The organism is Rathayibacter sp. AY1H3 (assembly GCF_002932015.1).
This window is the reverse complement of record NZ_PSUU01000018.1, coordinates 1-26195: the sequence shown is the minus strand read 5'-3', so window position 1 is coordinate 26195 and position 26195 is coordinate 1. Positions and strand designations below refer to the sequence as shown.

The following is a 26195-nucleotide window of genomic DNA, read 5'->3' as shown; positions in this document are numbered from 1 at the left end:
CGGTCAGCCGGCCGCGGAGGAAGCGGGCGAGACGGGCGACGCCGGTGAAGCCCACCAGATCGTGGTCTCGCCGTAGTCCTTCCTCCGCTCCCGCTCCAGACCCGCGGGCCAGCGCGGCTCCGGGCTGCGGGAGCTCCGCTCCACGACGACCACCGCGTCCTCGCGCAGCAGCGGCAGCACGCCGGCGAGATCGGCGGCGAGGTCGTCCTCGCCGAGGTCGTAGGGCGGGTCGAGGAACACCGTGTCCGTGTTGAGGGCCGGGGACCCGTCGAGGAAGGAGCGGACCGAGCCGGTCACCACCTCGATCCGCGGGGCCGGCCGCTTGTTCTTGGCAGCCGCGGTCACGATCGCCCGTGCGTTCTCGCCCGCGGTCCGGGCGGCCTTCGGGTCGCGCTCGACCAGGACGACCGCGCTCGCTCCGCGGCTGGCCGACTCGAGCCCGAGGGCGCCGGAGCCCGCGTAGAGGTCGACCACCGTCGCGCCGTCGAGGGCGTCCCGGGCCTCGAGGGCCGAGAAGACGGCCTCGCGCACGCGGTCGCTGGTGGGGCGGGTGCCCGCGCGCGGGATCCGGAGGGTGAGCGAGCCGGCGAATCCGGCGATGATCCTGGTCACCGGATCGAGCATAGGGCGGCACCCCTGCCCACGGCGTCCGGCGGCCGCCGCGCGCTCCCGCCTGGCGGCACACTGCGAACTCTCGGAACCTGGACCCTTTTCCCGTCAGGACTGCGAGAATCCCTAGCTATGACGTCGCTCGAAGACACCCGCTCCGCTGTCGGCCGCCGAGCGGCTCCCGAGACGCCCCTGACCCGCGAGGAGTTCACGGCGCACTGCGGCGCCGTCCTCGGGAACCTCACCCGCGTGATCGACGGCAAGTCGGCCGAGGTCTCGATGGCGCTGACGGTGTTCCTCGCCGGTGGGCACCTCCTGATGGAGGACGTCCCCGGCACCGGCAAGACGGTCCTGGCGAAGTCGCTGGCGGCCTCGGTCGGCGGCAGCGTCGCGCGCATCCAGTTCACGCCCGACCTGCTCCCCTCCGACGTCACGGGGGTCTCGGTCTACAACCAGGCGACCCGCGACTTCGAGTTCAAGCCGGGCCCGGTCTTCGCGAACATCCTGATCGGCGACGAGATCAACCGGGCCTCGCCCAAGACGCAGTCGGCGCTGCTGGAGTGCATGGAGGAGCGCCAGGTCTCGGTCGACGGCACCACCCACCTCCTCCCGCGCCCCTTCGCCGTGATCGCGACGCAGAACCCGGTCGAGATGGAGGGCACCTACTCGCTGCCCGAGGCCCAGCGCGACCGCTTCATGGCCCGCCTCTCGCTCGGCTACCCCGATGAGCGCGCCGAGCTCGAGATGATCCGCACCCGCGACTCGGCCAGCCCGCTCGAGGAGCTGCGGCCCGTCGTGGGCCTCGCCGAGCTCGAGCGGATGATGGCCTACGTGCGCTCCGTGTACGTCGCACCACCCGTGCAGGAGTACGTGGTGGCGATCATGCAGGCCACGCGGGTCGACCCCGAGCTGCGGCTCGGGGGGAGCCCGCGCGCCACGCTCCAGCTGATCGCCGCCGCGAAGGCTCTCGCCGCCCTCAGCGACCGCGACTTCGTGGTGCCGGACGACGTCGACGCGCTCGCCGTCCCCGTGCTCGGCCACCGCCTCCTGCCCGCCACGCGCCTCCCCGGCCGCTCCGGCGCCGGATCCTCGCACTCGGTCACCGAGATCGTGCAGCGCATCGTCGCGGCCACCCCCGTCCCCTTCGGCAACCGTGGCGACTGAGGCCCGCGCCGCCGAGACGCCGTCGTCCCGTCTCGGCGGTCTGCCCGCGCTCCGCGGGGTCGCGCTGACGCTGCGCGGCTGGGCGCTCGTTCTGCTGGGCGTCGCGGGAGTGGTGATCGCGCCGCTGACAGAGTTCCGCGAGCTGCTGTTCGTCGGCCTGGTGCTGCTGGGCCTGCCCCTGGGCGCGCTCGTCTCCCTGCTCCTGGCGCCGGCGTCGTTCCGAGTGCAGCGTCGCTTCGCTCCCCAGACCGTCGCGGCCGGCGACGTGGTGGAGGTCGATGTGCTGCTCGAGAACCGCGGCCGCGCCGTCCGCAGCGGGGCGCGCGCCCACGACCGGCTCGAGCGCGTGGAGCGCGGGGTCGTCGTCGGCCGGCCGGTCGCCGAGGGCGTCTTCGGGCTGCCGGGCGTCCCGTCGGGCGGCCGCGTGCGCGCCCGCTACCGTCTGCCCGCCGAGCGGCGCGGGATCCACCGCATCGGCCCGCTGCGCCTGGTGCGCGGCGACGGCCTCGGGCTCGCGCTCCGCGAGAGCGTCGTGGGGGCTGCGCAGCCGTTCGTCGTGACTCCGCGGGTCGTGCCGCTCCAGAGCGACGTCCTGGACGCGCACGGAGCAGGCGGATCGAGCCCGGTCGCGCACGCGACGGCCGGCGCCGGCACGGACGACGTGATCCCGCGCGACTACCGCCCGGGGGACGCCATGCGCCGGGTGCACTGGCGGGCGAGCGCCCGCTCCGGTGAGCTCATGGTCCGCCAGGACGAGCAGAACACCGATCCGCACGCGTGGATCTTCCTCGAGACCCGGGCCGAGCGCGTGCTCGAGCGGCGCGGCGACGACCGGCTCGAGTGGGCGGTGTCGATGACGGCCTCCCTCGCCGTGCACCTGCTCGACCGCGGCTTCGAGACCCACCTCGTCGAGACGGGTGCGGACGGCGAGCCGGAGCACTCGGAGGACGAGCGCGAGGTGGCGCACGACGTGCTGCTGCGCCTGGCCGAGCTGGCGCCCTCGCGCGAGTCGGTCGACGCGGTGACCCGGATCTCGGCCGACATGCGCGACACCGGGGGAGTGCGACCGGTCTTCGCCGTCCTCACCCGACTCCTCGAGTCGGACCTCGACGCCCTCGGCTCCCTGGCCGCGCAGTCGCGCCCCGCGATCGCCTTCGTCGTCGCCGGCACCGCTGAGGAGGAGGCGGCTCTCGCCTCGCTCGGCTGGTACGCGGTGTCCGTCGACCCGAGTGCCTCCGTCGAGGAGGCGTGGGCGCAGGCTCTCGCTCTGCGAGTGGTGGCGTGAGCCGCCGCGTCGAGAGCGATCCGCGCGCCGGGTCGGCTCCTCTGAGCGGTCTGCTCTTCCTCGCGATCACGGCCGCCGCCGCCGGGATCGGGCGGCTCCTCGTCGGCGTCGACTGGCTGGTGCTCCTCGCGAGCGCGGTCGCCGTGGTGCTCGGCGTCCCGGCCGCCGCCCGGGCTCTGCGCGTGCACCCCGTCGTCCCGCCGATCCTCGGCACGCTGACGATGGTCGGCGTGCTGACCGCGATGTTCGTGCCCGGTCGGGCCCTGCTGTTCGTGATCCCCACGCCCGGCGCCGTCGCGCAGGCGGAGGCGCTCGCGCAGGGCGGCTTCCAGTCCATCGCCCAGCAGGGGCTCCCGGCCATCGCCGACGACGGCATCTCGTTCCTCCTGATCGGCGGGGTGGTCGTGCTCGCCTGGGCGGCCGACCTGTTCGCCTTCTCCGTCCGCCTCCCCGCCCTGGCCGGTCTGTTCCCTGCGGCGCTGCTCGCGGTGCCGGCGATCGTGGACCCCTCCGAGGTGTCCTGGGCGAGCCTCGTCGTCACTGCGCTCGCCTACGCGGGCGTGCTCGCCGCCACGGCCGCCCCCCGCCGCCCGAGCGGCCCGAGCGCGGCCGCGGCCGTGCTGCCCGCCTTCGCGGCCGTGACCGTCGTCGTCCTGGGCGCGGGAGTCGTCGCCGGGTCGGCGGCCGGCTACGCGCGCACCACCGCCCCCTCGGGCGTCTCCGGCAGCCTCTTCAACGGCGCGATCGACCCGGTGGTCGCTCTCGGCGCGGACCTGCGCCGCCCGAACCCCGTGACCGTGCTGCGCTACGCCACCGACTCCGACCTGCCCGTCTACCTCCGCGTGCTGACCGTCTCGGACTTCGACGGTGACGACTGGGCGCCGAGCGAGACGGAGCAGACCGCTCCGATCGAGGCGCCGATCGCGCCCGAGGGGCTCTCCGAGAGCGTGCCGCGCGAGGCGGAGGAGGTCGACGTCTCGGTGGAGACGCTGCGGAGCCAGTGGCTCCCCGTGCCGTATCCGGTCTCGTCGCTGACGGGCGTCGGCGACGGCTGGCTCCAGGACGTGCAGGACGGCTCCATCCGCGGCGACGCGACGACCCGCTCCGGAGACGACTACCAGGTGCAGGCGCTGCGGCTCGAGCCCGACCCGCAGCAGCTGCTCGCCGCTCCCGCGCCGTCCGGCGTCGACCGGTACCTCTCGCTCCCCGACGACGTGCCCGAGATCGTCCGCACCACCGCCGAGGAGGTCACGGCCGAGGCTCCGACCGCCTACGACCGGGCGCGCGCGCTGCAGACGTACTTCCGCTCGTCCGAGTTCCGCTACTCCGAGGACACCCCCGCGGAGGAGGGCTACGACGGCGACGGAGTCGGCGTGCTCTCGGCGTTCCTGACGACGAAGGAGGGCTACTGCGTCCACTTCGCCTCGGCGATGGCGGTGATGGCGCGCGAGCTCGGGATCCCGTCGCGGCTCGCCATCGGCTACCAGCCCGGCTCCGTCGTGCCCTCCGGCGGCAGCGACCTGACCACCTACCGCGTCCTCTCCTCCGACCTGCACGCCTGGCCCGAGCTGTACTTCGAGGGAGTCGGCTGGCTGCCCTTCGAGCCGACGCCCAGCCGCGGCGCTCCGGCCTCCTACACCCTGCCGAGCGCGACGGCGTCCTCGGGCCCCACCGCCCCGGGCTCGACCGCGACCACCGCGCCCGGTGCGACCAGCGCTCCCGCCGCGACACCCACTCCGACGGCCGCGTCGGCGACGCCGACCCCCGGTGCCGTCGGCGCCTCGAGCACCACGGCGGCTCCCGCGGCCACGCTCTGGGTGCTGCTCCTGCTGCTCGTGCTCGTCCCCTGGCTGATGCGCGCCGTCCAGCGCGCGCTGCGGCGCCGGTCCGCGCGCTCCGGCTCCGTCGAGGCCGCGTGGGCCGAGCTGCTGGCGACCGCCCGCGACCTGGGCGTCCCCGTGGAGGACACGGAGTCTCCGCGCGCGCAGGAGGCCCGCATGGCTCCCGCCCTCGACCCCGGAGCGGCGGCACGTCTGCAGGGGCTCCGGGAGCGCGTCGAGCGCCGGCGCTACTCGCCGTCCGCGAGCGAGTCGGAGGCGTGGGACGACGCGACCGCCGTGGCCGCCGCGCTCCGCGGCTCCGCGGGTGCCGGTCGTCGGGTGCTCGCGTCGGTCGTGCCGCGCTCGGCGCTGGACCCGGTCGCCCGGCTCGCGCGTCCGAGGTCCGACCTATGATCGCTAGGTGATCCCGGACCCCCTCGACGCCTCGCTCGCGCCGCTGATCGGGCCGCGCACGGCGACCGCGGTCGAGAAGGCCTTCGGGTACCGCACGGTCGGCGAGCTCCTGGGCCACTACCCGCGCCGCTACGCGAAGCGGGGCGAGCTGACGGCGCTCTCGCGTCTCCCCGTGGGAGAGAGCGTGACGATCGTGGCGGAGGTGCGCGAGGTGCGCGAGCGGCCGATGCGCAACCGGCGCGGCACCCTGCTCGAGGTCGTCATCTCGGACGGCTCGGGCACGCTCTCGCTGACGTTCTTCGGACAGCCCTGGCGCGCGGCGAAGCTCCACCGCGGCGTGCGCGGGATCTTCGCGGGCACGGTCTCGATGTTCCGCGACACCCCGCAGCTCACGCATCCCGACTACCGCCTGTTCGACGACGAGGAGGCCGCCGCGACGGAGACGGGAGGCGGTGAGCTCGCGAAGGACTGGGCCGAGCGGCCGATCCCGATCTACCCGGCGACCAGCGCGATCTCGAGCTGGCAGCTCCAGGCCGCGATCGGCGTGCTGCTGGACGGCTTGCGCGACGTGCCCGACCCGATGCCCGAGCAGGTGCGCGCCGGCCGCTCGCTGCTGGGCCTCGGCGAGGCGCTGGAGCTGATCCACCGCCCGCAGCGGGAGGGCGAGGAGGCGCAGGCGCGCGAGACGCTGCGCTTCCACGAGGCGTTCCTCCTGCAGCTTGCCCTGCTCGAGCGCCGGGCCTCGGCGCGCAGCAGCCCCGCGACGGCCCGCGTGCCCGGCCCCGGCGGGCTGCTCGAGCGCTTCGACGCCGCGCTGCCCTTCGCCCTCACCGGCGACCAGACCGCGGTGGGGCACGAGATCGCCGCCGATCTGGCTGCCGAGAGCCCGATGACCCGGCTGGTGCAGGGCGAGGTCGGCTCCGGCAAGACCCTCGTCGCGCTCCGGGCGATGCTCGCCACGGCCGAGAGCGGCGGGCAGGCGGCGCTGCTCGCTCCCACCGAGGTGCTCGCGGGGCAGCACCTCCGCTCGATCGCGAGGACCCTCGGCCCGGAGCTCGCGGCCGAGCTGGTGCCGACCCTCCTCACCGGCGGGCTGGGGGCGGCGCAGCGCCGAGCGGCCCTCCTCCGGATCGTCTCGGGCACGGCGAAGATCGTCGTCGGCACGCACGCCCTCCTCGGCGACGCGGTCTCCTTCTACGACCTGGGCCTCGTCGTGATCGACGAGCAGCACCGCTTCGGCGTGGACCAGCGGGACGCCCTGCGCCGGAAGGGCGCCACCCCGCCGCACGTGCTGGTGCTGACGGCCACGCCCATCCCGCGGACCGTCGCCATGACGGTCTTCGGCGATCTCGACACCTCGACCATCCGCGAGCTGCCCGCCGGGCGCCCCGGCATCACGAGCCACGTGGTCCCGCTCGCCGACCACCCCGCGTGGATCGCGCGGGCGTGGGAGCGCGCCGAGGAGGAGATCCGCTCGGGCCACCAGGTCTACCTCGTCTGCCCGGCGATCGAGCCGGGGGAGCCCGCCGAGGGCGCGCAGCCGCCCGAGGAGGACGCCGCCGCGCCGCTCACGACCGTCGCGGCCACGCTCGAGGGCGTGCGCGCGCATCCGCTGCTCGGGAAGCGGCGGTCGGCCGCGCTGCACGGGCGGATGACGACGGAGGAGAAGGACGCCGTGATGCGCTCCTTCGCCGCGGGGGAGATCGACGTCCTGGTGTCGACGACGGTCATCGAGGTCGGCGTGGACGTGCCGAACGCCTCGATGATGGTCGTGCTCGACGCGGAGCGGTTCGGAGTGTCGCAGCTGCACCAGCTCCGCGGGCGCATCGGGCGCGGCGGCGTCGCGGGGGTGTGCCTGTTCGTGACTGCGGCGGAGGCGGGGACGGTCGCGCGCGAGCGGGTGGAGGCGGTCGCCGCGACGCTCGACGGCTTCGCGCTCGCCGAGGTCGACCTGGAGCTGCGCCGCGAGGGCGACGTGCTGGGCGACTCGCAGTCCGGCGGGCGCTCGTCGCTCCGCCTGCTGCGGGTGGTGCAGGACGCGGACGTGATCGTGGAGGCGCGGGCGCTGGCCGAGCGGCTCCTCGCGGAGGACCCGTCGCTCGCCGCGCACGACCGGCTCCGTGCCGCGCTCGCGCGCCGCGTGCAGGACCGCGACCGGGAGTTCCTCGCCAAGAGCTAGGCGGTGCCCGCCCGCTACTCTGTCGGCATGGCCCGCATCGCCGTCGTCCCCGGCTCCTTCGACCCCGTGACCCTCGGTCATCTCGACGTGATCGAGCGGGCCGCGCGCCTGGTCGACGAGCTGCACGTCGTGGTGGTGCACAACCCCGCCAAGACCGCGCTGCTGCCGATCGCCCAGCGCGTCTCGCTCATCGAGCAGTCGATCGCGGAGGCGGGCGTCGAGGGACGGATCGTCGTCGCCTCGTGGAGCATGGGCCTGCTCGTCGACTACTGCACCGACGTCGGCGCGAGCATCCTGGTGAAGGGCATCCGCTCGCAGGTCGACGTGGCGTACGAGACGCCCATGGCGATCGTGAACCGCAACCTCGCGCACGTCGAGACGGTGTTCCTCCTGCCCGATCCCGCGCACGCCCACGTGTCGAGCTCGCTGGTGCGGCAGGTCTCCTCCCTCGGCGGCGACGTCGCCCCCTACGTGCCGCCCGCGGTCGCCGCGTACCTCGCCGCCGGCTGAGGCGCCGCCGATCGCCTGCCCGGGTGATCCCGGGCCGTGGACCCGTGCGCCCGCGGCAGCCGGGAGAATGGACCGGTGAGCGAGACGCGCGTGCAGGCCTGGGCCCTCGACGGCATCCCGGAGGTGACTCCCGGTGACGACCTGCTCGAGCTGATCCTCGCGGCCGTCGCCGCCGCCGCCGAGGAGGACCGGCCCGCGGACGGCGACATCCTTGTCGTCACGAGCAAGATCGTCTCGAAGGCGGAGGGGCGCATCGTCGCCGCGACCGACCGCGAGGACGCGATCACGGCCGAGACCGTCCGCGTCGTCGCCACCCGGGCGCACGGCTCCGGCGTCACCCGCATCGTCGAGAACCGCCTCGGGATCGTCCAGGCGGCGGCCGGAGTCGACGCCAGCAACGTCGCGGAGGGGACGGTCCTCCTCCTCCCCCTCGACCCGGACGCCTCGGCGCGGGCCCTCTGCGCGGGCCTCCGGGAGCGGCTCGGCGTGGAGGTGGGCGTGCTCGTCAGCGACACCCTGGGCCGCGCCTGGCGGGTCGGGCAGACCGACGCGGCCATCGGAGCCGCGGGCGTCCTCGTGATCGACGACCTCCGCGGCGGGGTCGACGCCCTGGGGCGCACGCTGGGAGTGACCATGCCGGCCGTCGCGGACGAGATCGCCGCGCTCGGCGATCTGGTGAAGGGCAAGGCGAGCGGACGCCCCGTCGCCGTCGTCCGCGGGCTCGCCCGCCTGGTGACGAGGGTCGAGAGCCCGGGTGCCCGCACGCTGACCCGCACGGGCCCCGACGACATGTTCCGCCTCGGCGCCGACGAGGCCTTCGCCGAGGGCTTCGCGGCCGGAGCCGCCTCGCGCGAGGAGCGCGCGTGACCGGCTGGAGCGCGGTCGTCGTGTTCAAGGGCCGCGGCGGCTCGAAGACGCGCCTCGACGTGCCGGGCCGCGCGGCGCTGGCCGAGGCGTTCCTCCTGGACACGCTCGCCGCCGTGGCCGCCGCGGAGCCGGTGGCGAGCCTTCTCCTGGTCACCTCCGACGCCGGTGCGGCCGACCGCGCACGGGCGGAGCACCCGCAGCTGGTGGTGGTGCCCGACCCGGGGACCCTCGACGCCGCCGTGTCCGGGGGAGCCGAGGCCGCCCTCCACCGCCGGCCGGGCGCCCCGGTGATCGTGCTGACCGGGGACCTGCCCGCCCTGCTGCCGTCGGACCTCTCCGAGGCGCTCGCGACGCGGTCGCTCCCGGCCGTCGTCCCGGACCGCGAGGGGAGCGGCACCACGGCGCTCCTGCTGGCGGCCGGGGCCCTCGTCGCTCCGGCGTTCGGCCCGGGCTCGCTGGCCCGGCACCGCGACGCGGGCTGCGCCGTCGTCGTGCTGCCCGGCTCGTCGACGCTGAGGCTGGACGTCGACACGCTCGCCGATCTCGGAGACGCGGAGGAGGCCGGGGTCGGCCCGCACACGTCCCGCGCGCTGGCCGCAGCGGCCTGAGGCGCAGGGAGTCCGAGCCGCGGACACGGTCAGCCGGCGAGCAGCCCCGCCTCGAACGCCGCCGTCAGGCCCGCGTCGATCGCGAGCGATGCGCCGTCGACCGAGCGGACGGGGATCGCCCGCCGGGTGCTCGACACCAGCCACGCCGCATCCGCACCGGTGAGCGCCGTGACCGGCAGCTCGCGGCGCGACGATGCGAGCCCGCGGCGCTCGCCCAGCGCGAGGACCCGCTCGACCGTCGTGCCGGCGAGCACGCTGCCCGAGAGCGGCGTCGCGAGCACCCCGTCGCCGAGGAGCACCAGGCTCGACGTCGCCCCCTCGAGGAGAAGCCCGTCGCTCGTGCGCCAGACCACGTCGTCCGCGCCCCGGGACGCCGCCTCGCGCAGCGCCGCCCGGGTGACGGCGCCCGAGGTGGTCTTGACGCCCGGGAGCAGCCACGGCGCGAGCGGACCGCTCGCGTACCCGCGGTCCAGCACGACGACGGCCGCGCCCTTCTCCCGGAGCGCGCTCGAGTCGGGAGTCGGAGCCGCGCGCACGGTGCACCGGGCGGAGTCGCCCGACCCGTGGGCGGCGATGAAGCGGACCGTCAGGTCGTCGACCCGATCGTGCTCCGCCACGGCGAGGTCGACCGCTCGGGACCAGAGGGGCGCCTCCGGGATCGTCAGCCCGACGGCCCGGGCCGATCCGGCCAGCCTCTCGAGGTGCTCCCCGAGCGCACGGGGACGTCCGTCGAGGACCGCGACGGTCTCGAAGACCCCGTCGCCGCGGAGGTAGCCCGCCTCGTCGACGCGGACGAGCGGACCCTCCGGGTCGCGGAGGACGACGGCGCCGGAGGTGATCTCGACCAGGACGGGGGTGCTCATCCGCCCATCCTGCCCCCGGCGGAGCCTCAGCGGGGGAGGAGGCCGCTCGCCACGTCGGACGGCTCGACGATCTCGCGCCACGGCTCCGGCCGGAGTCCTGCCGAGCCGAGCACGTCGGCCCCGGCGAGGAGATCCACGTCGAGACCGGTCAGCTCGCCGATCGCGGCGACCGGCAGCTGGAACGTCCTGAAGCCGCCGAGCGGCACCAGGCCCTCGCGCACGCGCTCCACGAGCTCGCTCTGGTCGAGCAGGTACGCGCTCGTCGCGAGCGTCGATCCGTCCGGGCTCCACGCCGCGATCTTCCAGAAGCGGCGGGGGATGCCCGTACCGCGGTAGACCGGGTCGTCGTCCGCGAGCACGGGCCCGGTGAAGACGCTCAGGCGCGTGCGCCAGGTCTGCGCGTACTCGAGCACCAGCGTCTCGAGCCCGAGCCACAGCTCCTGCGACTGATTGAAGCCGCTCGCCTGGGGCGCGGCGTTCGTGTAGCAGAAGCTGTCGCGGTTGGCCGCGGCGGCCTCGTCCCGGTCGCCCCAGACGGGGTCGCGGCGGCGGACCAGGTGGCCGCGGTCGAGGTCGTTGCGGGCGTACACCTCCGGCCCGGTCTGCTCGGAGGCGGGGATGCGGTCGTCGAGGTGCCAGTCGTCGCCGCGGCCGAGCTCGACCAGGCGCGCGCCGTCGATGTTCACGGCCGTCGAGACGGCCAGGCGCCGCTCCGGATCCAGCAGCACCTCGAAGTGCGTGTACGGCAGGAGCCGGACCGGGCGCTCGACCCTCAGGAGCGGCGCACCCGCGGGGACGCCGAGGAAGTCCGCGTCGAAGCTCACTCCTCGACCTCCGCCGTCGGAGTCGCCGTGGCTGTCGCTGTCGGGGTCGCCGTGGGAGTCGCCGGGGGAGCCTCGGTCGCGGGGACTCCCGTGCCGGTCGGAGCCGGAGCCGGTGCCTGGGTGGCGGGAGCCGGGACCTGCGAGCCGTTGCTGATCAGCAGGGCGAGGTCGGAGTAGCGCGCGACGGTCGTGCCCGCGGCCGGGTCGGTGCCCGCCACCACGCCGGCCGGGAGCGACGAGTCGATGGTCGCCCCCTCCTCGACGTCGAAGCCGAGGTCCTCCAGCGCCTCCGTGGCGTCGTCGACCGAGCGGCCGGAGACGGTCGGCACGGCGATCTGGCGGCCGTTCAGCAGGGCGCTGCTGGGCTCCTCGAAGTCGTCTCCGCCGTACTTCTGGTCGGCGCGGGTCATCACCGAGTTCCAGATGTAGTGGCGGATGTTGGAGGCGTACGGGCGGCTCTCGAGCTCCGAGTTCGGGAAGCGGACCTCGCGCATCGAGGTGTGGCCGTCGATGTTGCCCACCCAGACCACGGTCGCGACGCGCGAGCTCGCCCCGTCCATCCAGGTCGACTCCGCGTTGTCGGTGGTGCCCGTCTTGCCGATGTGCTCGATGCCGTCGTCCGGGTCGGACTGGGCGGCCGTGCCGCCGGTGACGACGCGCTGCAGGGCGTAGTTCGCGACCGCCGTCAGCTCGGGGCTGAGGGCCTGGTTGCAGGTGGAGGTCGGCGGCTGGACGGCGGCGCCGGTCGCGTCGGTGATCGAGTCGATGGCGATCGCGGAGCAGGCGGTGCCGTTGTTGGCGAAGCCGGCGAAGGCGGTGACCATCGAGAGGGGGGAGATGAGCGTGTCCGAGCCGAGGACAGCGGACGGCTTGTAGTCGACCTCGCCGCCGTCGGCGGCCTTCACTCCGAAGCCGACCGCGCGGTCGCGGATCGCGCAGAGGTCGAGCTGCTGCGCCATCGAGACGTAGACGGTGTTGATCGACTGCATCGTGCCGGTCAGCACGCTGTAGCTGCCGTTCTCGCTGTCGTCGTTGTTGACCTCGTAGGAGGTGTCGAGCTCGCCGCCCGGTGCGCAGCTGGCGGGGAAGCCCGAGAAGGTGCGCTCGCGGCCGTTGATCGTCTCGTTCAGGGTGCGTCCGCTCGCGAGCCACTGCGCGAGCGTGAACACCTTGTAGGTCGATCCGACCTGGAACCCGGCGGAGCCGCCGTAGGCCGTGTCGGTGTTGAAGTTGACGGCGGAGAAGTTCGCGCCGTTCACGGCGCCGGCCGCGTCGTAGTCCTTGTTCTGCACCATCGCCAGGATCCGGCCGGTGCCGACCTCCATCGAGACGGTCGCGCTGCCGATGTTGGTGTCGAGGGTGGGGACCTTGGGGACGGCGTTGTTCGTCGCGTTGGCCGCGGTGTCCTGCAGGTCGCGGTCGAGCGTCGTGTAGATCTTGTAGCCGCCGCGCTGGAAGTTCGCGAGGCGGGTGTCCGCGTCGTCGCCGAACGCCGGGTCGTTCTGGACGACGCGGGTGATGTAGTCGCAGAAGAAGGCCGCGTTGCCGGCGGTCTGGCAGCCGGTGGGCGTCTGCGTGATCGCGGGGACGACCTCCTCGGCGACGGCGGCGTCGTGGTCGGCCTGCGAGATCTTCCCCTCCTGCAGCATCTGGTCGAGGACGTAGTCGCGGCGTATCTTGTTGTCCGGGATGTTCTCGGGCTGGTCGATCCTGAGGCCGTTGGGGTTGTTGACCGTGGCGATCAGGCTGGCGGCCTGCGCGAGGCTCAGGTCGGCCGCGCTGGTCGAGAAGTAGTACTCGGCCGCCGCCTGGATGCCGTAGACCTGGCCGCCGAAGCCCGCGATGTTGAGGTAGCCGAGGAGGATGTCGTCCTTGCTGTACTTCTTCTCGAGGTCGACGGCGAGCTTCATCTCCTTGAGCTTGCGGCTCGGAGTGGTCGCGGTCGCCTCCTCGTAGGCGGCCTCCGAGGCGGCCTCGTCGGTCGCGCTCAGCGACTCCGCCTTCTGCACGAGGACGTTCTTGACGTACTGCTGGGTGATGGAGGATCCGCCCTGGAGGTCACCGCCGACGATGTTGCTGAGCACCGCGCGGATCGTGCCCTGCAGGTCGACGCCGCCATGGTCGTAGAAGCGCGGGTCCTCGGTCGAGACCGCCGCGTCCTTCACGGACTGGCTGACCTGGTCGAAGGCCACCTCCTCGCGGTTCTGCGCGTAGAAGGAGGCGAGCAGCTCGTCCGAGCCGTCGGTGCGCTTGGCGTAGATCTCGGTCTTCTGGGCCAGCTGGCCGAGCTCGAGGTACTCGGGCACCGTCTCGAACAGCCCGATCGGGTTGTTCTCGGCGAGACCGGTGACGGCGAGGGCGGGAGTGACCCCGACCGTGATCAGCAGGCCCCCGGCGAGGCTGGCTCCGACGATCCCGAGGACCCGGGCGAGCACGCCGCCGCGGGCGGTTCCTTGCGCAGACATGGCTACGAGAGTAGGCGACGAGTCTGGATCCGTCGTGCGGCCGCGCTCGGGGGCCCGGATGCCCGCCCTCCCGGCCCCGGGAGCGGCGGCCGCCGGTACGGTGAGCGGGTGACCAGAGCCCGAGCATGACCGCCTCCGCCGACCCCGCCGAGACGCGCCGCCGCGCGGTGCTCGTGGTGGCCGTCCTCGCCTCCTTCGTCGCCTTCCTCGACGGCACCGTCGTCAACGTCGCCCTGCCCGCCATCACCCGCGAGCTCGGCGGCGGGCTCGCGGTGCAGCAGTGGGTGGTCGACGGGTACCTGATCACGCTCGGCGCGCTGATCCTCGTGGCCGGCTCGCTCGCCGACCGCATCGGCCGGGCCCGCAGCATGACCATCGGCCTGATCGGCTTCGGTGTCACCTCGCTGCTGTGCGCGCTGGCCCCAACCGCCGAGGTCCTCATCGTGGCGCGGATGCTCCAGGGCGCCGCCGGCGCGATCCTCGTGCCCAGCTCGCTCGCCCTCATCATCGCGACCGTCCACGGCGCCGCGCAGGCCCGGACCATCGGCGCGTGGACGGCCTGGACCGGCACGGCGACGATCGCCGGCCCCGTGCTCGGCGGCCTGCTGGTGGACGCGGGCTCGTGGCGGTACGTCTTCGCGCTCAACCTGCTGCCGATCGCGGTGACGCTGGTCCTGCTGCGCAGGCTCGGCGCGGTCGACTCGGGGACCCGGGTGCCGATCGACGGCGTCGGCGCGGTGCTCGGGGTGATCGGCCTGGGAGGGCCCGTGTTCGCGCTGATCGAGCAGGAGCGGCTCGGGATCCAGCATCCGCTCGTGCTGACCGCCCTGATCGGGGGAGTCGCCGCCCTCGTCGCGTTCGTCGTGTGGGAGCGACGCGCGGCGCATCCGATGCTGCCGCTGTCGCTCTTCGCGTCGCGGAACTTCACCGTCGGCAACGTCTCGACGGCGTTCGTCTACGGCGCGCTCTCCTTCGGCTTCTTCGCGCTGGGCCTGTTCCTGCAGCAGACCCTGGGCTTCTCGGCGACCCTGGCCGGACTCGCGACGCTCCCGCCGACGATCCTGCTGCTCCTGCTCTCGCAGGTCTCCGGGTCGCTGTCGGCGCGGTTCGGCCCGCGGCTCTTCATGGGCGTCGGACCGCTGATCGCCGCGGCCGGGTTCCTCCTGCTCTCCTTCGTCGACGAGGGCGCCGACTACGCCACGCAGCTGCTGCCGGGGATCCTCCTCTTCGGCTTCGGCCTCGCGGTGACGGTCGCTCCGCTGACCTCGACGATCCTCGGCGCGGTGGAGGACGGGCACAGCGGAGTCGGCTCCGCCGTGAACAACGCCGTCTCGCGCATCGCCGGGCTGGTCGCCATCGCCGCGACCTCGCTCGTGGTCGGCGACTCGCTCGACGTCGAGGGCTTCTCCCGTGCCGCCGTCGCGACCTCCGCCCTCCTGGTCGCCGGGGGCGTCGTCTCCCTCCTCGGCATCCGCAACCCGGCTCCCGCCGACCGCTGACGACTGCTCGGGGAGCGTCTCCGACCCCCGTCCGGGGTGCGGCGCTCCGTGTTCACGCGGTGTCCGCCGATCCTTCGACGGAACGTGGATGAAATAGTTGTCGCTACATGGAATACTGATCGACGTCGATGCGCTTGCATACATCGGACGGGGACGCTCTCCCCGCGACGACCGTCACACTCGAGGAGAAACCATGACCGACACCGTCACCATCCCCGGCTACAAGGCCGGCACCTGGGTCATCGACCCCACCCACAGCGAGGTCGCGTTCAGCGTCCGCCACCTGATGATCAGCAAGGTCAAGGGCAAGTTCGAGCGCTTCACCGCCACGTTCACCACCGGCGAGAACCCGCTCGACTCCAAGGTCGAGGCCACCGCCGAGGTCGCCTCCGTCAACACCAACGAGCCCAACCGCGACGGCCACCTCCGCACCGGCGACTTCTTCGAGGCCGAGAAGTACCCGGAGATCCACTTCGTCTCGACCGCCGTCCGCCCGAACGGCGACGACTTCCTCGTCGACGGCGAGCTCACCATCAAGGGCACCACCAAGCCCGTCACCTTCGAGGTGGAGTTCGGCGGCTTCGGCACCGACCCCTACGGCAACTACAAGGCCGGCCTCACCGCCAAGGCCACCATCGACCGCACCGACTTCGGTCTGACCTACAACGCGGCCCTCGAGACCGGTGGCGTGCTCATCGGCGAGAAGGTCACCATCACCCTCGACCTGCAGGCCGCCCACCAGGCGTAGTCCGAGCCGATCGACCGGAGCCGTCCCTCCCCCCGGGGAGCGGACGGCTCCGTCGTTCCCGGAGCCGGTGCGGGATCAGAGGATGCCGAGCTCCGTCAGCTGCTCGGAGATGCCGGCGCCGTCGGGCGCGAAGACCCAGGTCGTGCCGCTGGTCAGGGAGCGGTCCTCGGCCTTGGAGCGGCCTCCCGCGAGCACCGCCTCGCCGGTGGAGAGCTGGCGGATCGCGATCGCCGCGACCTTGTCGGGGTGCTCGTCCGCGAAGTCGGAGTAGATCTCCTCGTCGTGCTGCCCGTCGTCGCCGACCAGCAGCCAGCGCACGTCCGGGAACTCGGCCGCGAGTCGGCGGAGGTTCATCTCCTTGTGCTGCTTGCCGCTGCGGAACCAGCGGTCGTGCGTCGGGCCCCAGTCGGTCAGGAGGAGCGCTCCGGCCGGGTACAGGTGCCGCGACAGGAAGCGGGTGAGCGCCGGGGCGACGTTCCACGCGCCGGTGGAGAGGTAGATGACCGGGGAGCCCTCGTACTGCCGGGCGAAGCGGTCGAGGAAGACCGCCATGCCGGGCGTGGGCATCCGGGCGTGCTCGTCGAGCACGAAGGTGTTCCAGGCGGCGACGAAGGGGCGGGGGAGCGCGGTGACCATCACTGTGTCGTCCACGTCCGACACGACGCCCAGCCGCGCCTCCGGACGCACGATGAAGACGGGCGCCTCGACGGGCTTCGAGCCCGCGGTCGAGAAGGTGATGGTGTGCCAGCCGGGCTCGAGCGTGATCGGGAGGTCCGCGTCGACGACTCCGCCGCGGTCGGCCGTCACCCGGTGGGTCTGCCCGTCGGCCTCGACGGTCACGACGGCCCCGCTCACGAAGACGCTGGTGAAGCTCCGCCAGCCGCGCACGCCCTCGACGGGGCGGACCTCCTCGACCCCGGGAGGGGTCGGCCGCGTGTAGAGGACGCGGGCCAGGACGCGCAGCTGCGTCGTCGAGCCGTAGCCGGTGTAGGGGATGACCCTCGGGACGTAGCCCTTGCGCTTCACGCGCCTCATCCGGAAGGAGTGGAGTCGGTCCTCGAGGCGGGCGGCGCGGTGCATGACCTCCGCCTTGCCTGCGCTCAGGGGCTTGCTCTCGGGCGTCAGCGGCATCCGCCCAGTCTGTCAGACCGGATGCCGGACCGCGGATCGCGCTCTCACGCGATCGTCAGGCTCCGGTGGGCTCGATCAGCTCGGGGCCGTTCGCCGAGACGGAGCCCACGGCTGCACCGACGCCGTGCACCTCGAGCTCCTCGGCCAGCTCGGCCGCACCCTCGGCGGCCGCGCGCAGCAGCTCGCCGTCCCCGGGGGGCGCCGGGTCCAGCCAGTCCTCGATCAGCTCCGGCTGCAGCAGCACGGGCATCCGCTCGTGCACCTCGGCGAGCGGCCCGGCGGAGGGGCGGGTGAGGACCGTCGCCGAGAGCAGCCACGGAGAGCCCGGCTGGGCCGAGCGCCACCACTCGTAGAGACCGGCGAACAGGAGGAGCGAGCCCTCGCCCGGCGAGACGTAGACGGGTGCCTTCGCCCCGTCCGCGCCGACCCGCCACTCGTACCAGCCCGAGGCGGGCACGATCGCGCGCCGGGAGGCGTAGGACTCGCGGAACGACGGCTTCTCGGCGACGGACTCGATCCGCGCGTTGAACAGCGGCGGCCCCGCGGACGGGTCGGCGGCGGAGCGGGGCACCAGGCCCCAGCGGGCTCCGGCGAGCCGACGCCGCGGCGGGCTGCCCTCCTCGACCCCCTTCATCGACTCCGCGACGACGGCGATCCGCTGCGTCGGCGCGATGTTCCAGGACGGCTCCGGAAGGTCGGCGCCCGGCTCGTCGATGTCGAAGAGCGCCACCAGGTCGGCGGTGGTCTGCGAGAGGACGAAGCGTCCGCACATGGTTTCTCCCGGGTGGATCGGACCCGCGGAGCCGTCGCCCTTCCGGGGGCGCGAAACACGAGGGACTTTCGATGAGACGACCCCGACCGGCGGTCGCCGTGCGTACGATTGTAGGAACCACGACCGAAGGAGCCCGCCGTGCCTCTTGGAAACCTCGTCGATCGACCGTTCGGTGAATCGTCCCAGGTCCGCAACGAGCCGGTGCAGGTGCGCAGCGCCGCCCGTCTCGCCTCGCTGCTCGACGCGGCGGCCGCCGTCGTCGACGAGGTCGGCTTCGACCGTCTGACCACGGCGATGGTCGCCGAGCGCGCGGGAGCCGCGATCGGCACGGTCTACCGCTACTTCCCGGACCGCATCGCCGTCCTCCAGGCGCTGCGCGAGCGGGCCCTCGAGCGCTTCCGCCGCCGCGTCATCACCGAGATCCGCGACACCCACCCGGGCAACTGGTGGGGCGCGGTCGACTGCGCGATCGACGCCTTCTGCGAGATGCACCGCAACGAGCCGGGCTTCCGCTCCATCCGCTTCGTGGACACGATCCACGCCCCCGAGGTCGCGGGCGAGGCGTTCGAGGCCGGCTTCTTCGCCCGCCGCTTCGCCGAGATCCTCGCGTCCGAGTACGGCCTCCCGGGCGGCGCGCAGCTGTCCTTCCGCCTCGAGGTGACCATCGAGGTCGCGGACGCGCTGCTCACGCGCGCGTTCCTCATCGACCCCAACGGCGACCAGCGCTTCATCGACGAGAGCCGCTCGCTGCTGCGCCACTACATGACCTCGCACTACGGAGCCGTCGAGGAGTCCTGACCGGCTAGGACTGTCAAGGCCCTAGTCGCTCCCGGAACATCCCGCAACACTTCGCGGTCCGGGTTGGCAGGCGGCTGCTATTGGTGTTTTCCTTGCCGCCTGGCCCCGTTCGGGGCCGCGGGCCGTGCAACGGCCGGACGCGCGGAGCGAGAGCGGGCACAGTCGTGGACCAGGGACAGATCGGCGCGCACACCGCCGGACGGCGGGCGGCCTCGTGATCGAGTTCCGCAACGTCAGCAAGCAGTACCCGGACGGCACGCGGGCGGTCGACGACTTCTCGCTCGTGCTGCCCTCCCGGCAGACGACCGTCTTCGTCGGCTCCTCGGGCTGCGGGAAGACCACGATCCTCCGCATGATCAACCGGATGATCGAGCCGACCTCCGGCACCATCGAGATCGACGGCGAGGACATCTCGTCCCTGCCCGCCGTCGCGCTCCGCCGCCGCATCGGCTACGTGATGCAGAACTCCGGCCTCCTGCCGCACCGCAAGGTCATCGACAACATCGCGACCGTGCCGCGCCTGAACGGGGTCGCCAAGAAGCAGGCGCACGCCCGCGCGCTCGAGCTGATGGACACGGTCGGACTGGACCGTGCGCTCGCCGCCCGGTACCCCAGCCAGCTCTCCGGCGGCCAGCAGCAGCGCGTCGGGGTGGCGCGCGGCCTGGCGGTCGACCCGAACATCCTGCTGATGGACGAGCCGTTCGGCGCGGTCGACCCTCTCGTGCGCGCCGACCTGCAGCGCGAGACCCTGCGGCTCCAGGACGAGCTCGACAAGACCGTGGTCTTCGTCACCCACGACATCGACGAGGCGTTCCTCCTCGGCGACCAGGTCGTCATCCTCGAGAAGGGCGGCCGGATCGCGCAGAAGGGCTCGCCCGCCGAGATCCTGGCGAACCCCGCGAGCGAGTTCGTCGCCGGCTTCGTCGGTGCCGACCGCGGCAAGCGCTCGCTCCGGATCGAGGAGCGCGACGGCGCCCGCATCGTGGTCGACGGCGACGGGCGCCCGACCGGAGTGCTGCGCGCGCAGGACGGCCCCGCCGCGTGAACTGGGTCGTCAACAACACGGACGCGATCGTCGCGAACCTGCTGGCGCACCTGGCCCTGTCGGTCCCGCCGATCCTGCTCAGCTTCCTCGTCTCGCTGCCGTTCGGCTGGTTCGCGAACCGCTACCGCTGGAGCCGCGGCACCCTGCTGACAGGGCTCGGCGTGCTCTACGCCATCCCCTCGCTGGCCATGTTCATCCTGCTGCCGGTCCTGCTGGGCATCCCGCTCCGCTCGACCGCCAACGTGATCACGGGCCTCACCCTCTACGGCGTCGCGCTGATGGTCCGCACCACCTCGGACGCACTGGGCGCGGTGTCGGACGACGTCCGCCAGTCGGCGACCGCGATGGGCTACTCCGGCTGGGCGCGCTTCTGGCGGGTCGAGTTCCCGCTGGCCGGTCCGGTCCTGCTCTCGGGCCTGCGCGTGGTCACGGTCAGCACGGTCAGCCTGGTGACGGTCGGCGCGGTGCTCGGGATCCAGAGCCTCGGCCTGCTCTTCACCGACGGCTTCCAGCGCGGCATCACCGGTGAGATCGTCACGGGCATCGTCCTCACGATCGTCCTCGCGCTGGTGCTCGACGGACTGCTGGTGCTGATCGGCCGTCTCCTCATGCCCTGGACGGCTCTGGACCGCACGCGCCGCTCGCGCAGACCGTTCGCGGTCGAGAGGGCGGTGACGTCGTGAACCTCATCGCCGAGGCCTTCGCCTGGATCGCCGACCCCGCGCACTGGACCGGGGTCTACGCGATCCCGACCCGTGTCGCCCAGCACGTCGGCATCAGCCTGCTGGTGCTCGTGATCGCGGCCGCGATCGCGATCCCGATCGGCTACCTGATCGGGCACACCGGGCGCGGCAAGGGCATCGCCGTGCCGGTCGCAGGCGGCCTGCGCGCCCTGCCGACGCTGGGCGTGCTCGTCCTCGCGGCGATGAGCCTGGGGCTCGGCCTCGGCGCTCCGGTGATCGCCCTCGTCGTGCTCGCGATCCCGTCGGTGCTCGCCGGCGCGTACTCCGGGCTCGAGGCGGTCGACCGCCGCACGGTCGACGCGGCGCGCTCGATGGGCATGACTGAGTGGCAGATCCTGACGAAGGTCGAGATCCCGCTGGGGCTGCCGCTGCTGATCGGCGGGCTCCGCTCGGCGGCGCTGCAGATCATCGCGACCGCCACGCTCGCCGACTACATCGGCGCCGGCGGCCTCGGGCAGTACATCTTCCGCGGAGTGAAGTCGGGGGACTACCCGCAGATGCTCGCCGGCTCGATCCTGGTGATCGTGCTGACGCTCCTCAGCGAGGTCCTCTTCGCCCTCCTCCAGCGGCTCGCCGTGCCGCGCGGAGTCGTGCTCGGCCTGGCCGGCACCGCCGGCCGCACAGGTTCCCGCGCCTCGTCGCCCCGACGACGCGCGGTGATGGGAATCCCCATCGAAGAAGGGAAATAGCAATGTTCACAGCACATTTCACGAAGGGCCGTGTCGCGCTCAGCGCACTCGCGGTCGGTGCCGTCGTGGCACTGGCAGGGTGTTCCTCGAGCGATCCGCTCGATGAGGGATCGAGTGCGACTGCGGGCAGCGAGACCATCGTGGTCGGCTCGCAGGACTACTACTCGAACGAGATCCTCGCCGAGATCTACGCGCAGGCGCTGGAGAACGACGGCTTCACCGTCGACCGCCAGCTGCGCATCGGCCAGCGCGAGATCTACCTGCCCGAGATCGAGAGCGGATCCATCGACGTCTTCCCGGAGTACGACGGCAGCCTCCTGCAGGCGCTCGAGCCCGACGCGACGGCCACGACCGCCGACGACGTGTACTCCGCGCTCGGCGACGCGCTGCCCGACGGCCTCCGCGCCCTCGACGCCGCCGAGGCCAGCGACCAGAACTCGTACACCGTCACCCAGGCCTTCGCCGACAAGTGGGACCTGACCGACATCGCGTCGCTCAAGAACGTCACCGACCCGATCGTGGTCGGCGGCAACTCCGAGCTGCAGACGCGCCCCTACGGGCCCGACACGCTGCAGTCGAAGTACGGCATCACGACCACCTTCCAGGCGATCGAGGACAGCGGCGGATCGACCACCGTCGACGCGCTCACCAGCGACCAGATCCAGCTGGCGAACGTCTACACGGCCGACCCGAACATCCAGAAGAACGACCTCGTCGCTCTCGAGGACCCGGACGGACTGTTCGTGGCCGACAACGTCGTGCCGATCGTCTCGAGCAAGATCACGGACGACGCGGCCGAGGTGCTGAACGCGGTCAGCGCGAAGCTCACGGCGGACGACCTCGTCGCCCTCAACTCCGAGAGCGTCAACGAGCAGAAGTCCGCGTCCGCGATCGCGGGCGAGTGGCTGAAGTCGGCGGGTCTCGTCGACTGATCCTCCCCGGATCCACGCCCGGAGGCGCGTCACTCGTCGAGGTGACGCGCCTCCGCTCTGTTCAGGAGCTTCTTCCCGAGGAGCACGAGCAGGGCGAAGACGACGATGACGCCCACGAAGACGTAGCCGGCGCCGTGCAGGCTCTCCGAGAGCTCCCGGTAGCTGCCCGCCGCGGCCGCGCCGACGCCGACGTAGGCGGACGACCAGAGCACGCACGCCGGGATCGTCCAGGCCATGAAGGTCCGATAGCGCATCCCGCTCATCCCCACCGTCAGCGGGATCAGCGAGTGCAGCACCGGCAGGAAGCGCGAGAGGAACACGGCGAACCCGCCGCGCCGCGCGAGGTAGCGCTCGGCCTTCAGCCAGTTCTTCTCGCCGAGCCGGCGTCCCAGGCGCGACGCGCGGATCCGCGGCCCGAACCAGCGGCCGAGGTAGAAGCCGACGGACTCGCCGCAGAGGGCGCCGATGACGACCGTGACGGCCAGCGCCGCGAACTGCAGCGGGCTGGTCACGCCGGTCGCGCTGACGATCACGATCGTGTCGCCGGGGACGACGAGGCCCGCCAGGATCGTGGTCTCGAAGAAGATCGCGAGTCCGGCGAGGAGCGTCCGCCAGACCGGGGGGACGCTGACGACGAAGTCCAGGATCCCGGTGAGGGTGTCGTTCACCGGGCGCCCCTGCCCGCCGGGGACTCGATCGGGGGCTGGGGCCGACGGCGGCTCCGGATGCTCGGCATGGCTCGATCGTAGGGGCGCACGGCTGGGCGGCGGCAGGGCTGCGCCCGGGAGGCCGGTGGACGCCGGGCGGTCAGGGGACGGCGACGAGCGCGGAGGCCGCCGGGCCGGTGCCGTTCGCCGTGACCGCCTGCACCGAGAGGGTGTAGCTGCGGCCCGGGACCAGCTTCGTGAAGGTCTGCGAGCGCTTGGTCGCGGCGACCACGGCGCTCCAGGCTCCGGCTCCGCTCGTGTCGGACCCGTCGCGCGACACCCGGTAGCCGGTGACCGCCGAGCCACCGGTCCCCGCGGGGGGCGACCACGCGAGCGTCGCCGTGCCGTCCGAACCCGCCGTGGCGGTGACGGCGGTCGGAGCGCCGGGGAGCCCGGCGGCGACGAGGGTCGCCGTCAGCGTGGTGCTGCTCCCGGGAGTGACGACGCTGTGCGAGGCGGCGCCGCCGTCCGACCAGGACGAGAACCGGTAGGCCGTGCCCGACGCGTCGGTCTGGTCCGGGACCTCCAGCTGGAGGGCCGAGCCCGCCCACGAGACGACGGTCGTGCCTCCGGCGACCTCGGTGCCGTTGACGACGACCGTCCGGCCGGCGGGAGCGGTGGCCAGGGTGACGGAGACCTTCTGCGGGGAGAACGTCCGCGTCGCTTTCGTCGACACGCCGCTCGAGTCCGTCGCCGTGACGCTGATCAGGAGGTCGCTGTCCGCGGCGGCGGCGAGGTCCTCCGGGCCGGGGGCGACGAAGGAGAGGTCGTTCCCCGTCAGCGGCCCGAGGAAGGGATGCGTGTGCTGAGCGTGGCGGCGCTGGACGGTCCAGGTGAGCGCCGAGGCGGGCAGGACGCCGTCCTCGGCGTCGGTCGCCGTAGCGCGGAGGCCGTAGCTCCGGCCCGTCACGAACACCCCTCCGTCGGCGGGTGCGGTGATGCTCACCGTCGGGGCACTGCCGCCCGAGGTGATCCTCGTCGTCGCGGGTGCGGAGACGGCTCCCTTCGGATCGCGGACGCGGAGGGACGCGGTCCAGCTGCCGGCGGCGTAGCTGTGGGTGAAGGTCGGGCCGGTCGTGATGCGGTCGGGGGTGCCGTCGCCGAACGACCACAGGTAGGTCAGGGCACCGCCCTCCGGGTCGCTGCTGCCCGAGCCGTTCAGCCGCGCGGCGAGAGGAGCCGCGCCGGAGGAGGGGGCGGCGGTGAGGGTCGCGGTCGGGGCGCGGTTCGCCGCGGCGGTGTAGGCGAGGCGCCGGACCTCGCCGCCGTTCGCGTAGCTGGTGTAGAAGAGGTCCTGGGTCCCGCGCGAGGGACCGAAGGCCATGGCGACGGCGCTGCTGCCGCCGAGGCCGGTCACGAGGTCGCCGGCCGCGCCGGTGCGGCCGAGGGTCCGGATCTTCCCGCACACGTAGTCGCCGAAGAGGTACGCGCCGTCGTAGGCGGCCGGCCAGACGCCGCGGGGGACGTAGGCGCCGCCCGTGATCGAGGCGCAGCCGCTGCTGTGCGCGTAGTCGTGGACCGGGTCGGTGAGCCCGGCGGGCGCCGCGGCTCCGCAGTTCGAGGCCGAGCCGGTCTTCGCGCAGTGGCCCTCACGGGTGTTCCAGCCGTAGTCGGCGCCGGCGACGCCCTGGTCGATCTCCTCCCAGGCGTCCTGGCCCACGTCGTTGATGCGGAAGACGGTGCCGGTCGCGTTCGGGTCGAAGGCCATCCGGAACGGATTGCGCAGGCCGCTCGCGAACGTCTCGCGGCAGCGCAGGTCCGCGGCGGCCGGGGCGAGCCGGCAGGAGGCGGTCCCGGTGCCCAGGTAGGGGTTGCCGGCCGGGACGCCGCCGGTGAGGGTGATCCGGAGGATCTTGCCGTTCAGGATGTTCGGGTCGCGGGCGGCGTCGTTCCGGCCGCCGCAGCCGCTGCCGCCCGGCGAGCCGACTCCGCCGCGGTAGTCGCAGCCGCCGTCGCCGACGCTGACGTAGAGCAGGCCGTCCTTGCCGATGGCGAGGTCGCCGCCGTTGTGGTTGCTCGCGGGAGAGTAGATGCCGTCGAGGAGGACGCGCTCGGAGGCCGGGTCGATGCGGTCGTCGGTGCCGAGCTGGAACGAGGAGACGCGGTTGCGCGGGGCTCCCGCGGGGTTCACCGTGCCGCCGGCGTTGGTCGGGCAGGAGGAGTCGGAGCCCTTCGCGGTGTAGTAGACGACGACGGTGCGCGAGCCCGGTGCCGGGTCGACCGCGAGGCCGAGCACACCGCGCTCGCCGTTGGCGCAGACCTTCGAGCGCAGGTCGAGGGCCGGAGTGGCGACCAGGCCGCCGGCGCGGATCACCCGGATCGCTCCGGTCTGCGAGGAGACGAGGGTGCGCCCGTCGGTCGTGAAGGCGAGGGCGGTCGGCGCGGGGACGGCCGCCACCCGCGAGTCGGTGAAGCCGGCGGGCACGACGGGAGCGGCGGACGCCGGACCCGCGGGCCCGGCGACGAGCGCGGCGGCCGTGATCGCCAGGACGGTGAGCAGGGCGAGACCGCGGGGGCGGATCCTCGAGCGGGGCATCGGTGACTCCGAGACGGTCGGCGCTGCTGAGCGAGCGGCGGTCTGCGGCGGTGCAGAGGGCGCTGTCGGCGATGACGCGGGGCCAGGATAGGCGCGCGCGGCGGAGGGGCCGTGTCCCCCTTCAGGGTCAACACTGGGGGCTCCGGGCGCGGTGTCCCCGGGCCGCTCACGTCGAGCGGGGCTGCAGCGCGTCGGCCCGCCGGTTCACTCCAGAGCGGGCAGGACCACCGCGCGGACCGCCTCCGAGAACCGGGCGTAGCCGACCTCGTCGAAGTGCAGGCCGTCGTCGACGAAGAGGGAGGGGTCGACAGAGCCGTCGGGAGTGACGAGCGCGTCGGCGGTGGGGACGAAGGTGACGCGGTCGTCCGTCTCGGCGTAGGCGCTGACCGCGGTGTTGGCGGCGCGGACCTCGGCGCCGACGGAGGCGCGGGCGGGCGTCTCCGCGATCTCGACGTAGAACAGCTCGGCGTCGGGGGCGACCTCCTCCACGCGCTGGAGGTACTCGACGACGGCGCCGGCGGTCTGGGCGCCGGTGCGCGAGCCCTCCTCGCCGCTGATGTCGTTCGCTCCCACGTACACGATCACGGCGCGGGGATCGAAGGGGGCGACCATGCGGTCCAGCCACGCGAGGTGATCGGCGACGGTCGTGCCGCCGATCCCGATGTTGTAGGTCTCGAGCGGACGCAGGTCCTCCTTGGAGGTCGTCCAGCGGCCGATCGTGGAGCTGCCCGTGAGGACGATGCTGTGCTGCGGGAACCCGGCGGCGAAGCGCTTCTCGAGACCGGCGACGCGCTCGGCCATGTCGACGGAGGAGGTGGGGTCGGGGGAGCTCGCGGCCGGAGCGCCCGCGCCTCCGCTCCGCGAGGCGAGCGAGAGGGCGATGCCCGCGCCGGCGAGGACCAGCGCGAGCACCAGCAGCGCGACCAGGAGGTGGAGGCGGATGCGGCGGGGGTCGGGGGCGATCCCGGCCGTCGTGGTCCACTGCAC

General features: G+C 73.4%; 23 protein-coding genes. 14 read left to right on the top strand and 9 right to left on the bottom strand.

Annotation, left to right across the window (positions count from 1 at the left end; genetic code table 11):
* Positions 1 to 3: 3 nt before the first annotated feature.
* On the bottom strand, positions 4 to 612 hold the full coding sequence (locus C5C33_RS08755; RefSeq protein WP_104260941.1) for an RsmD family RNA methyltransferase: 609 nt from the start codon (positions 610 to 612) through the stop codon (positions 4 to 6).
* A 129-nt stretch (positions 613 to 741) separates the two neighbouring features.
* Between C5C33_RS08755 and C5C33_RS08750 the strand changes: the two genes are divergently transcribed.
* The 7 genes from C5C33_RS08750 (at position 742) to cofC (ending at position 9456) form a co-directional block, all read left to right on the top strand.
* Complete coding sequence (locus C5C33_RS08750; protein WP_104225624.1) at positions 742 to 1773, top strand: MoxR family ATPase; 1032 nt, start codon at positions 742 to 744, stop codon at positions 1771 to 1773.
* A complete protein-coding gene (locus C5C33_RS08745; protein WP_104260923.1) occupies positions 1763 to 3058 on the top strand; it encodes a DUF58 domain-containing protein in 1296 nt (431 codons plus the stop codon). The genes C5C33_RS08750 and C5C33_RS08745 overlap by 11 nt, the downstream gene beginning before the upstream one ends.
* The gene (locus C5C33_RS08740) at positions 3055 to 5292 is read left to right on the top strand and encodes a DUF3488 and transglutaminase-like domain-containing protein (protein WP_104246549.1); all 2238 of its coding nucleotides are present in this window, start codon (positions 3055 to 3057) and stop codon (positions 5290 to 5292) included. The genes C5C33_RS08745 and C5C33_RS08740 overlap by 4 nt, the downstream gene beginning before the upstream one ends.
* Positions 5293 to 5299: 7 nt before the next feature.
* The gene (locus C5C33_RS08735; RefSeq protein WP_374953591.1) at positions 5300 to 7471 is read left to right on the top strand and encodes an ATP-dependent DNA helicase RecG; all 2172 of its coding nucleotides are present in this window, start codon (positions 5300 to 5302) and stop codon (positions 7469 to 7471) included.
* 27 nt (positions 7472 to 7498) lie between these two features.
* Complete coding sequence (gene coaD, locus C5C33_RS08730; protein WP_104223138.1) at positions 7499 to 7981, top strand: pantetheine-phosphate adenylyltransferase; 483 nt, start codon at positions 7499 to 7501, stop codon at positions 7979 to 7981.
* A gap of 75 nt (positions 7982 to 8056) precedes the next feature.
* Complete coding sequence (locus C5C33_RS08725) at positions 8057 to 8848, top strand: coenzyme F420-0:L-glutamate ligase (RefSeq protein WP_258063651.1); 792 nt, start codon at positions 8057 to 8059, stop codon at positions 8846 to 8848.
* Positions 8845 to 9456 carry a 2-phospho-L-lactate guanylyltransferase gene (gene cofC / locus C5C33_RS08720; protein ID WP_104225626.1) on the top strand — a complete coding sequence of 204 codons (612 nt, stop codon included), beginning with the start codon at positions 8845 to 8847 and terminating at the stop codon, positions 9454 to 9456. The genes C5C33_RS08725 and cofC overlap by 4 nt, the downstream gene beginning before the upstream one ends.
* Positions 9457 to 9485: 29 nt before the next feature.
* On the opposite strand, the gene C5C33_RS08715 is transcribed toward cofC, so the two are convergent.
* Genes C5C33_RS08715 through C5C33_RS08705 form a run of 3 tightly spaced genes read right to left on the bottom strand, consistent with a single transcriptional unit; the run spans position 9486 to position 13608 of the window.
* Positions 9486 to 10319, bottom strand: a complete 834-nt coding sequence (locus C5C33_RS08715) for an aminotransferase class IV (protein WP_104246548.1) — start codon at positions 10317 to 10319, stop codon at positions 9486 to 9488.
* Positions 10320 to 10345: 26 nt separating this feature from the next.
* Positions 10346 to 11143, bottom strand: coding sequence for a DNA/RNA non-specific endonuclease (locus tag C5C33_RS08710; RefSeq protein WP_104246547.1), 798 nt, complete (start codon positions 11141 to 11143; stop codon positions 10346 to 10348).
* A complete protein-coding gene (locus C5C33_RS08705) occupies positions 11140 to 13608 on the bottom strand; it encodes a transglycosylase domain-containing protein (RefSeq protein WP_104246546.1) in 2469 nt (822 codons plus the stop codon). The genes C5C33_RS08710 and C5C33_RS08705 overlap by 4 nt, the downstream gene beginning before the upstream one ends.
* 125 nt (positions 13609 to 13733) lie before the next feature.
* Between C5C33_RS08705 and C5C33_RS08700 the strand changes: the two genes are divergently transcribed.
* Both C5C33_RS08700 and C5C33_RS08695 read left to right on the top strand, forming a co-directional pair.
* Entirely contained in the window at positions 13734 to 15107 is a 1374-nt protein-coding gene (locus C5C33_RS08700) for a DHA2 family efflux MFS transporter permease subunit (RefSeq protein WP_104225629.1), read from the top strand.
* 193 nt (positions 15108 to 15300) lie between these two features.
* On the top strand, positions 15301 to 15855 hold the full coding sequence (locus tag C5C33_RS08695) for a YceI family protein (RefSeq protein ID WP_104223105.1): 555 nt from the start codon (positions 15301 to 15303) through the stop codon (positions 15853 to 15855).
* Positions 15856 to 15930: 75 nt separating this feature from the next.
* Here C5C33_RS08695 and C5C33_RS08690 read toward each other — a convergent pair whose 3' ends face one another.
* Together C5C33_RS08690 and C5C33_RS08685 are read right to left on the bottom strand one after the other, a co-directional pair.
* The gene (locus tag C5C33_RS08690) at positions 15931 to 16986 is read right to left on the bottom strand and encodes an App1 family protein (protein WP_244229442.1); all 1056 of its coding nucleotides are present in this window, start codon (positions 16984 to 16986) and stop codon (positions 15931 to 15933) included.
* Positions 16987 to 17041: 55 nt separating this feature from the next.
* Complete coding sequence (locus C5C33_RS08685) at positions 17042 to 17758, bottom strand: SOS response-associated peptidase (RefSeq protein ID WP_104255134.1); 717 nt, start codon at positions 17756 to 17758, stop codon at positions 17042 to 17044.
* Between the two features lie 138 nt (positions 17759 to 17896).
* Here C5C33_RS08685 and C5C33_RS08680 point away from each other — a divergent pair, with 138 nt between their 5' ends.
* The 5 genes from C5C33_RS08680 to C5C33_RS08660 all read left to right on the top strand — a co-directional run bounded on the left by C5C33_RS08680 (position 17897) and on the right by C5C33_RS08660 (position 21965).
* Positions 17897 to 18556, top strand: a complete 660-nt coding sequence (locus tag C5C33_RS08680) for a TetR/AcrR family transcriptional regulator (protein ID WP_104223107.1) — start codon at positions 17897 to 17899, stop codon at positions 18554 to 18556.
* Positions 18557 to 18770: 214 nt separating this feature from the next.
* A complete protein-coding gene (locus C5C33_RS08675; RefSeq protein WP_104225631.1) occupies positions 18771 to 19601 on the top strand; it encodes an ABC transporter ATP-binding protein in 831 nt (276 codons plus the stop codon).
* Entirely contained in the window at positions 19598 to 20284 is a 687-nt protein-coding gene (locus C5C33_RS08670; RefSeq protein ID WP_104260922.1) for an ABC transporter permease, read from the top strand. Before C5C33_RS08675 ends, C5C33_RS08670 begins: the two co-directional genes overlap by 4 nt.
* Positions 20281 to 21033 carry an ABC transporter permease gene (locus C5C33_RS08665; RefSeq protein ID WP_104225632.1) on the top strand — a complete coding sequence of 251 codons (753 nt, stop codon included), beginning with the start codon at positions 20281 to 20283 and terminating at the stop codon, positions 21031 to 21033. Before C5C33_RS08670 ends, C5C33_RS08665 begins: the two co-directional genes overlap by 4 nt.
* A 2-nt stretch (positions 21034 to 21035) precedes the next feature.
* Positions 21036 to 21965 (top strand): ABC transporter substrate-binding protein, encoded by a 930-nt coding sequence (locus C5C33_RS08660; protein ID WP_104260921.1) that lies wholly within the window; start codon positions 21036 to 21038, stop codon positions 21963 to 21965.
* Positions 21966 to 21994: 29 nt separating this feature from the next.
* On the opposite strand, the gene C5C33_RS08655 is transcribed toward C5C33_RS08660, so the two are convergent.
* The 3 genes from C5C33_RS08655 to C5C33_RS08645 form a co-directional block, all read right to left on the bottom strand.
* Complete coding sequence (locus C5C33_RS08655) at positions 21995 to 22633, bottom strand: DedA family protein (protein WP_104223112.1); 639 nt, start codon at positions 22631 to 22633, stop codon at positions 21995 to 21997.
* 139 nt (positions 22634 to 22772) lie between these two features.
* On the bottom strand, positions 22773 to 25208 hold the full coding sequence (locus tag C5C33_RS08650) for a PQQ-dependent sugar dehydrogenase (protein ID WP_181136220.1): 2436 nt from the start codon (positions 25206 to 25208) through the stop codon (positions 22773 to 22775).
* Between the two features lie 204 nt (positions 25209 to 25412).
* A partial coding sequence (locus C5C33_RS08645; protein ID WP_146085765.1) for a GDSL-type esterase/lipase family protein occupies positions 25413 to 26195 on the bottom strand: 783 nt, incomplete at its 5' end.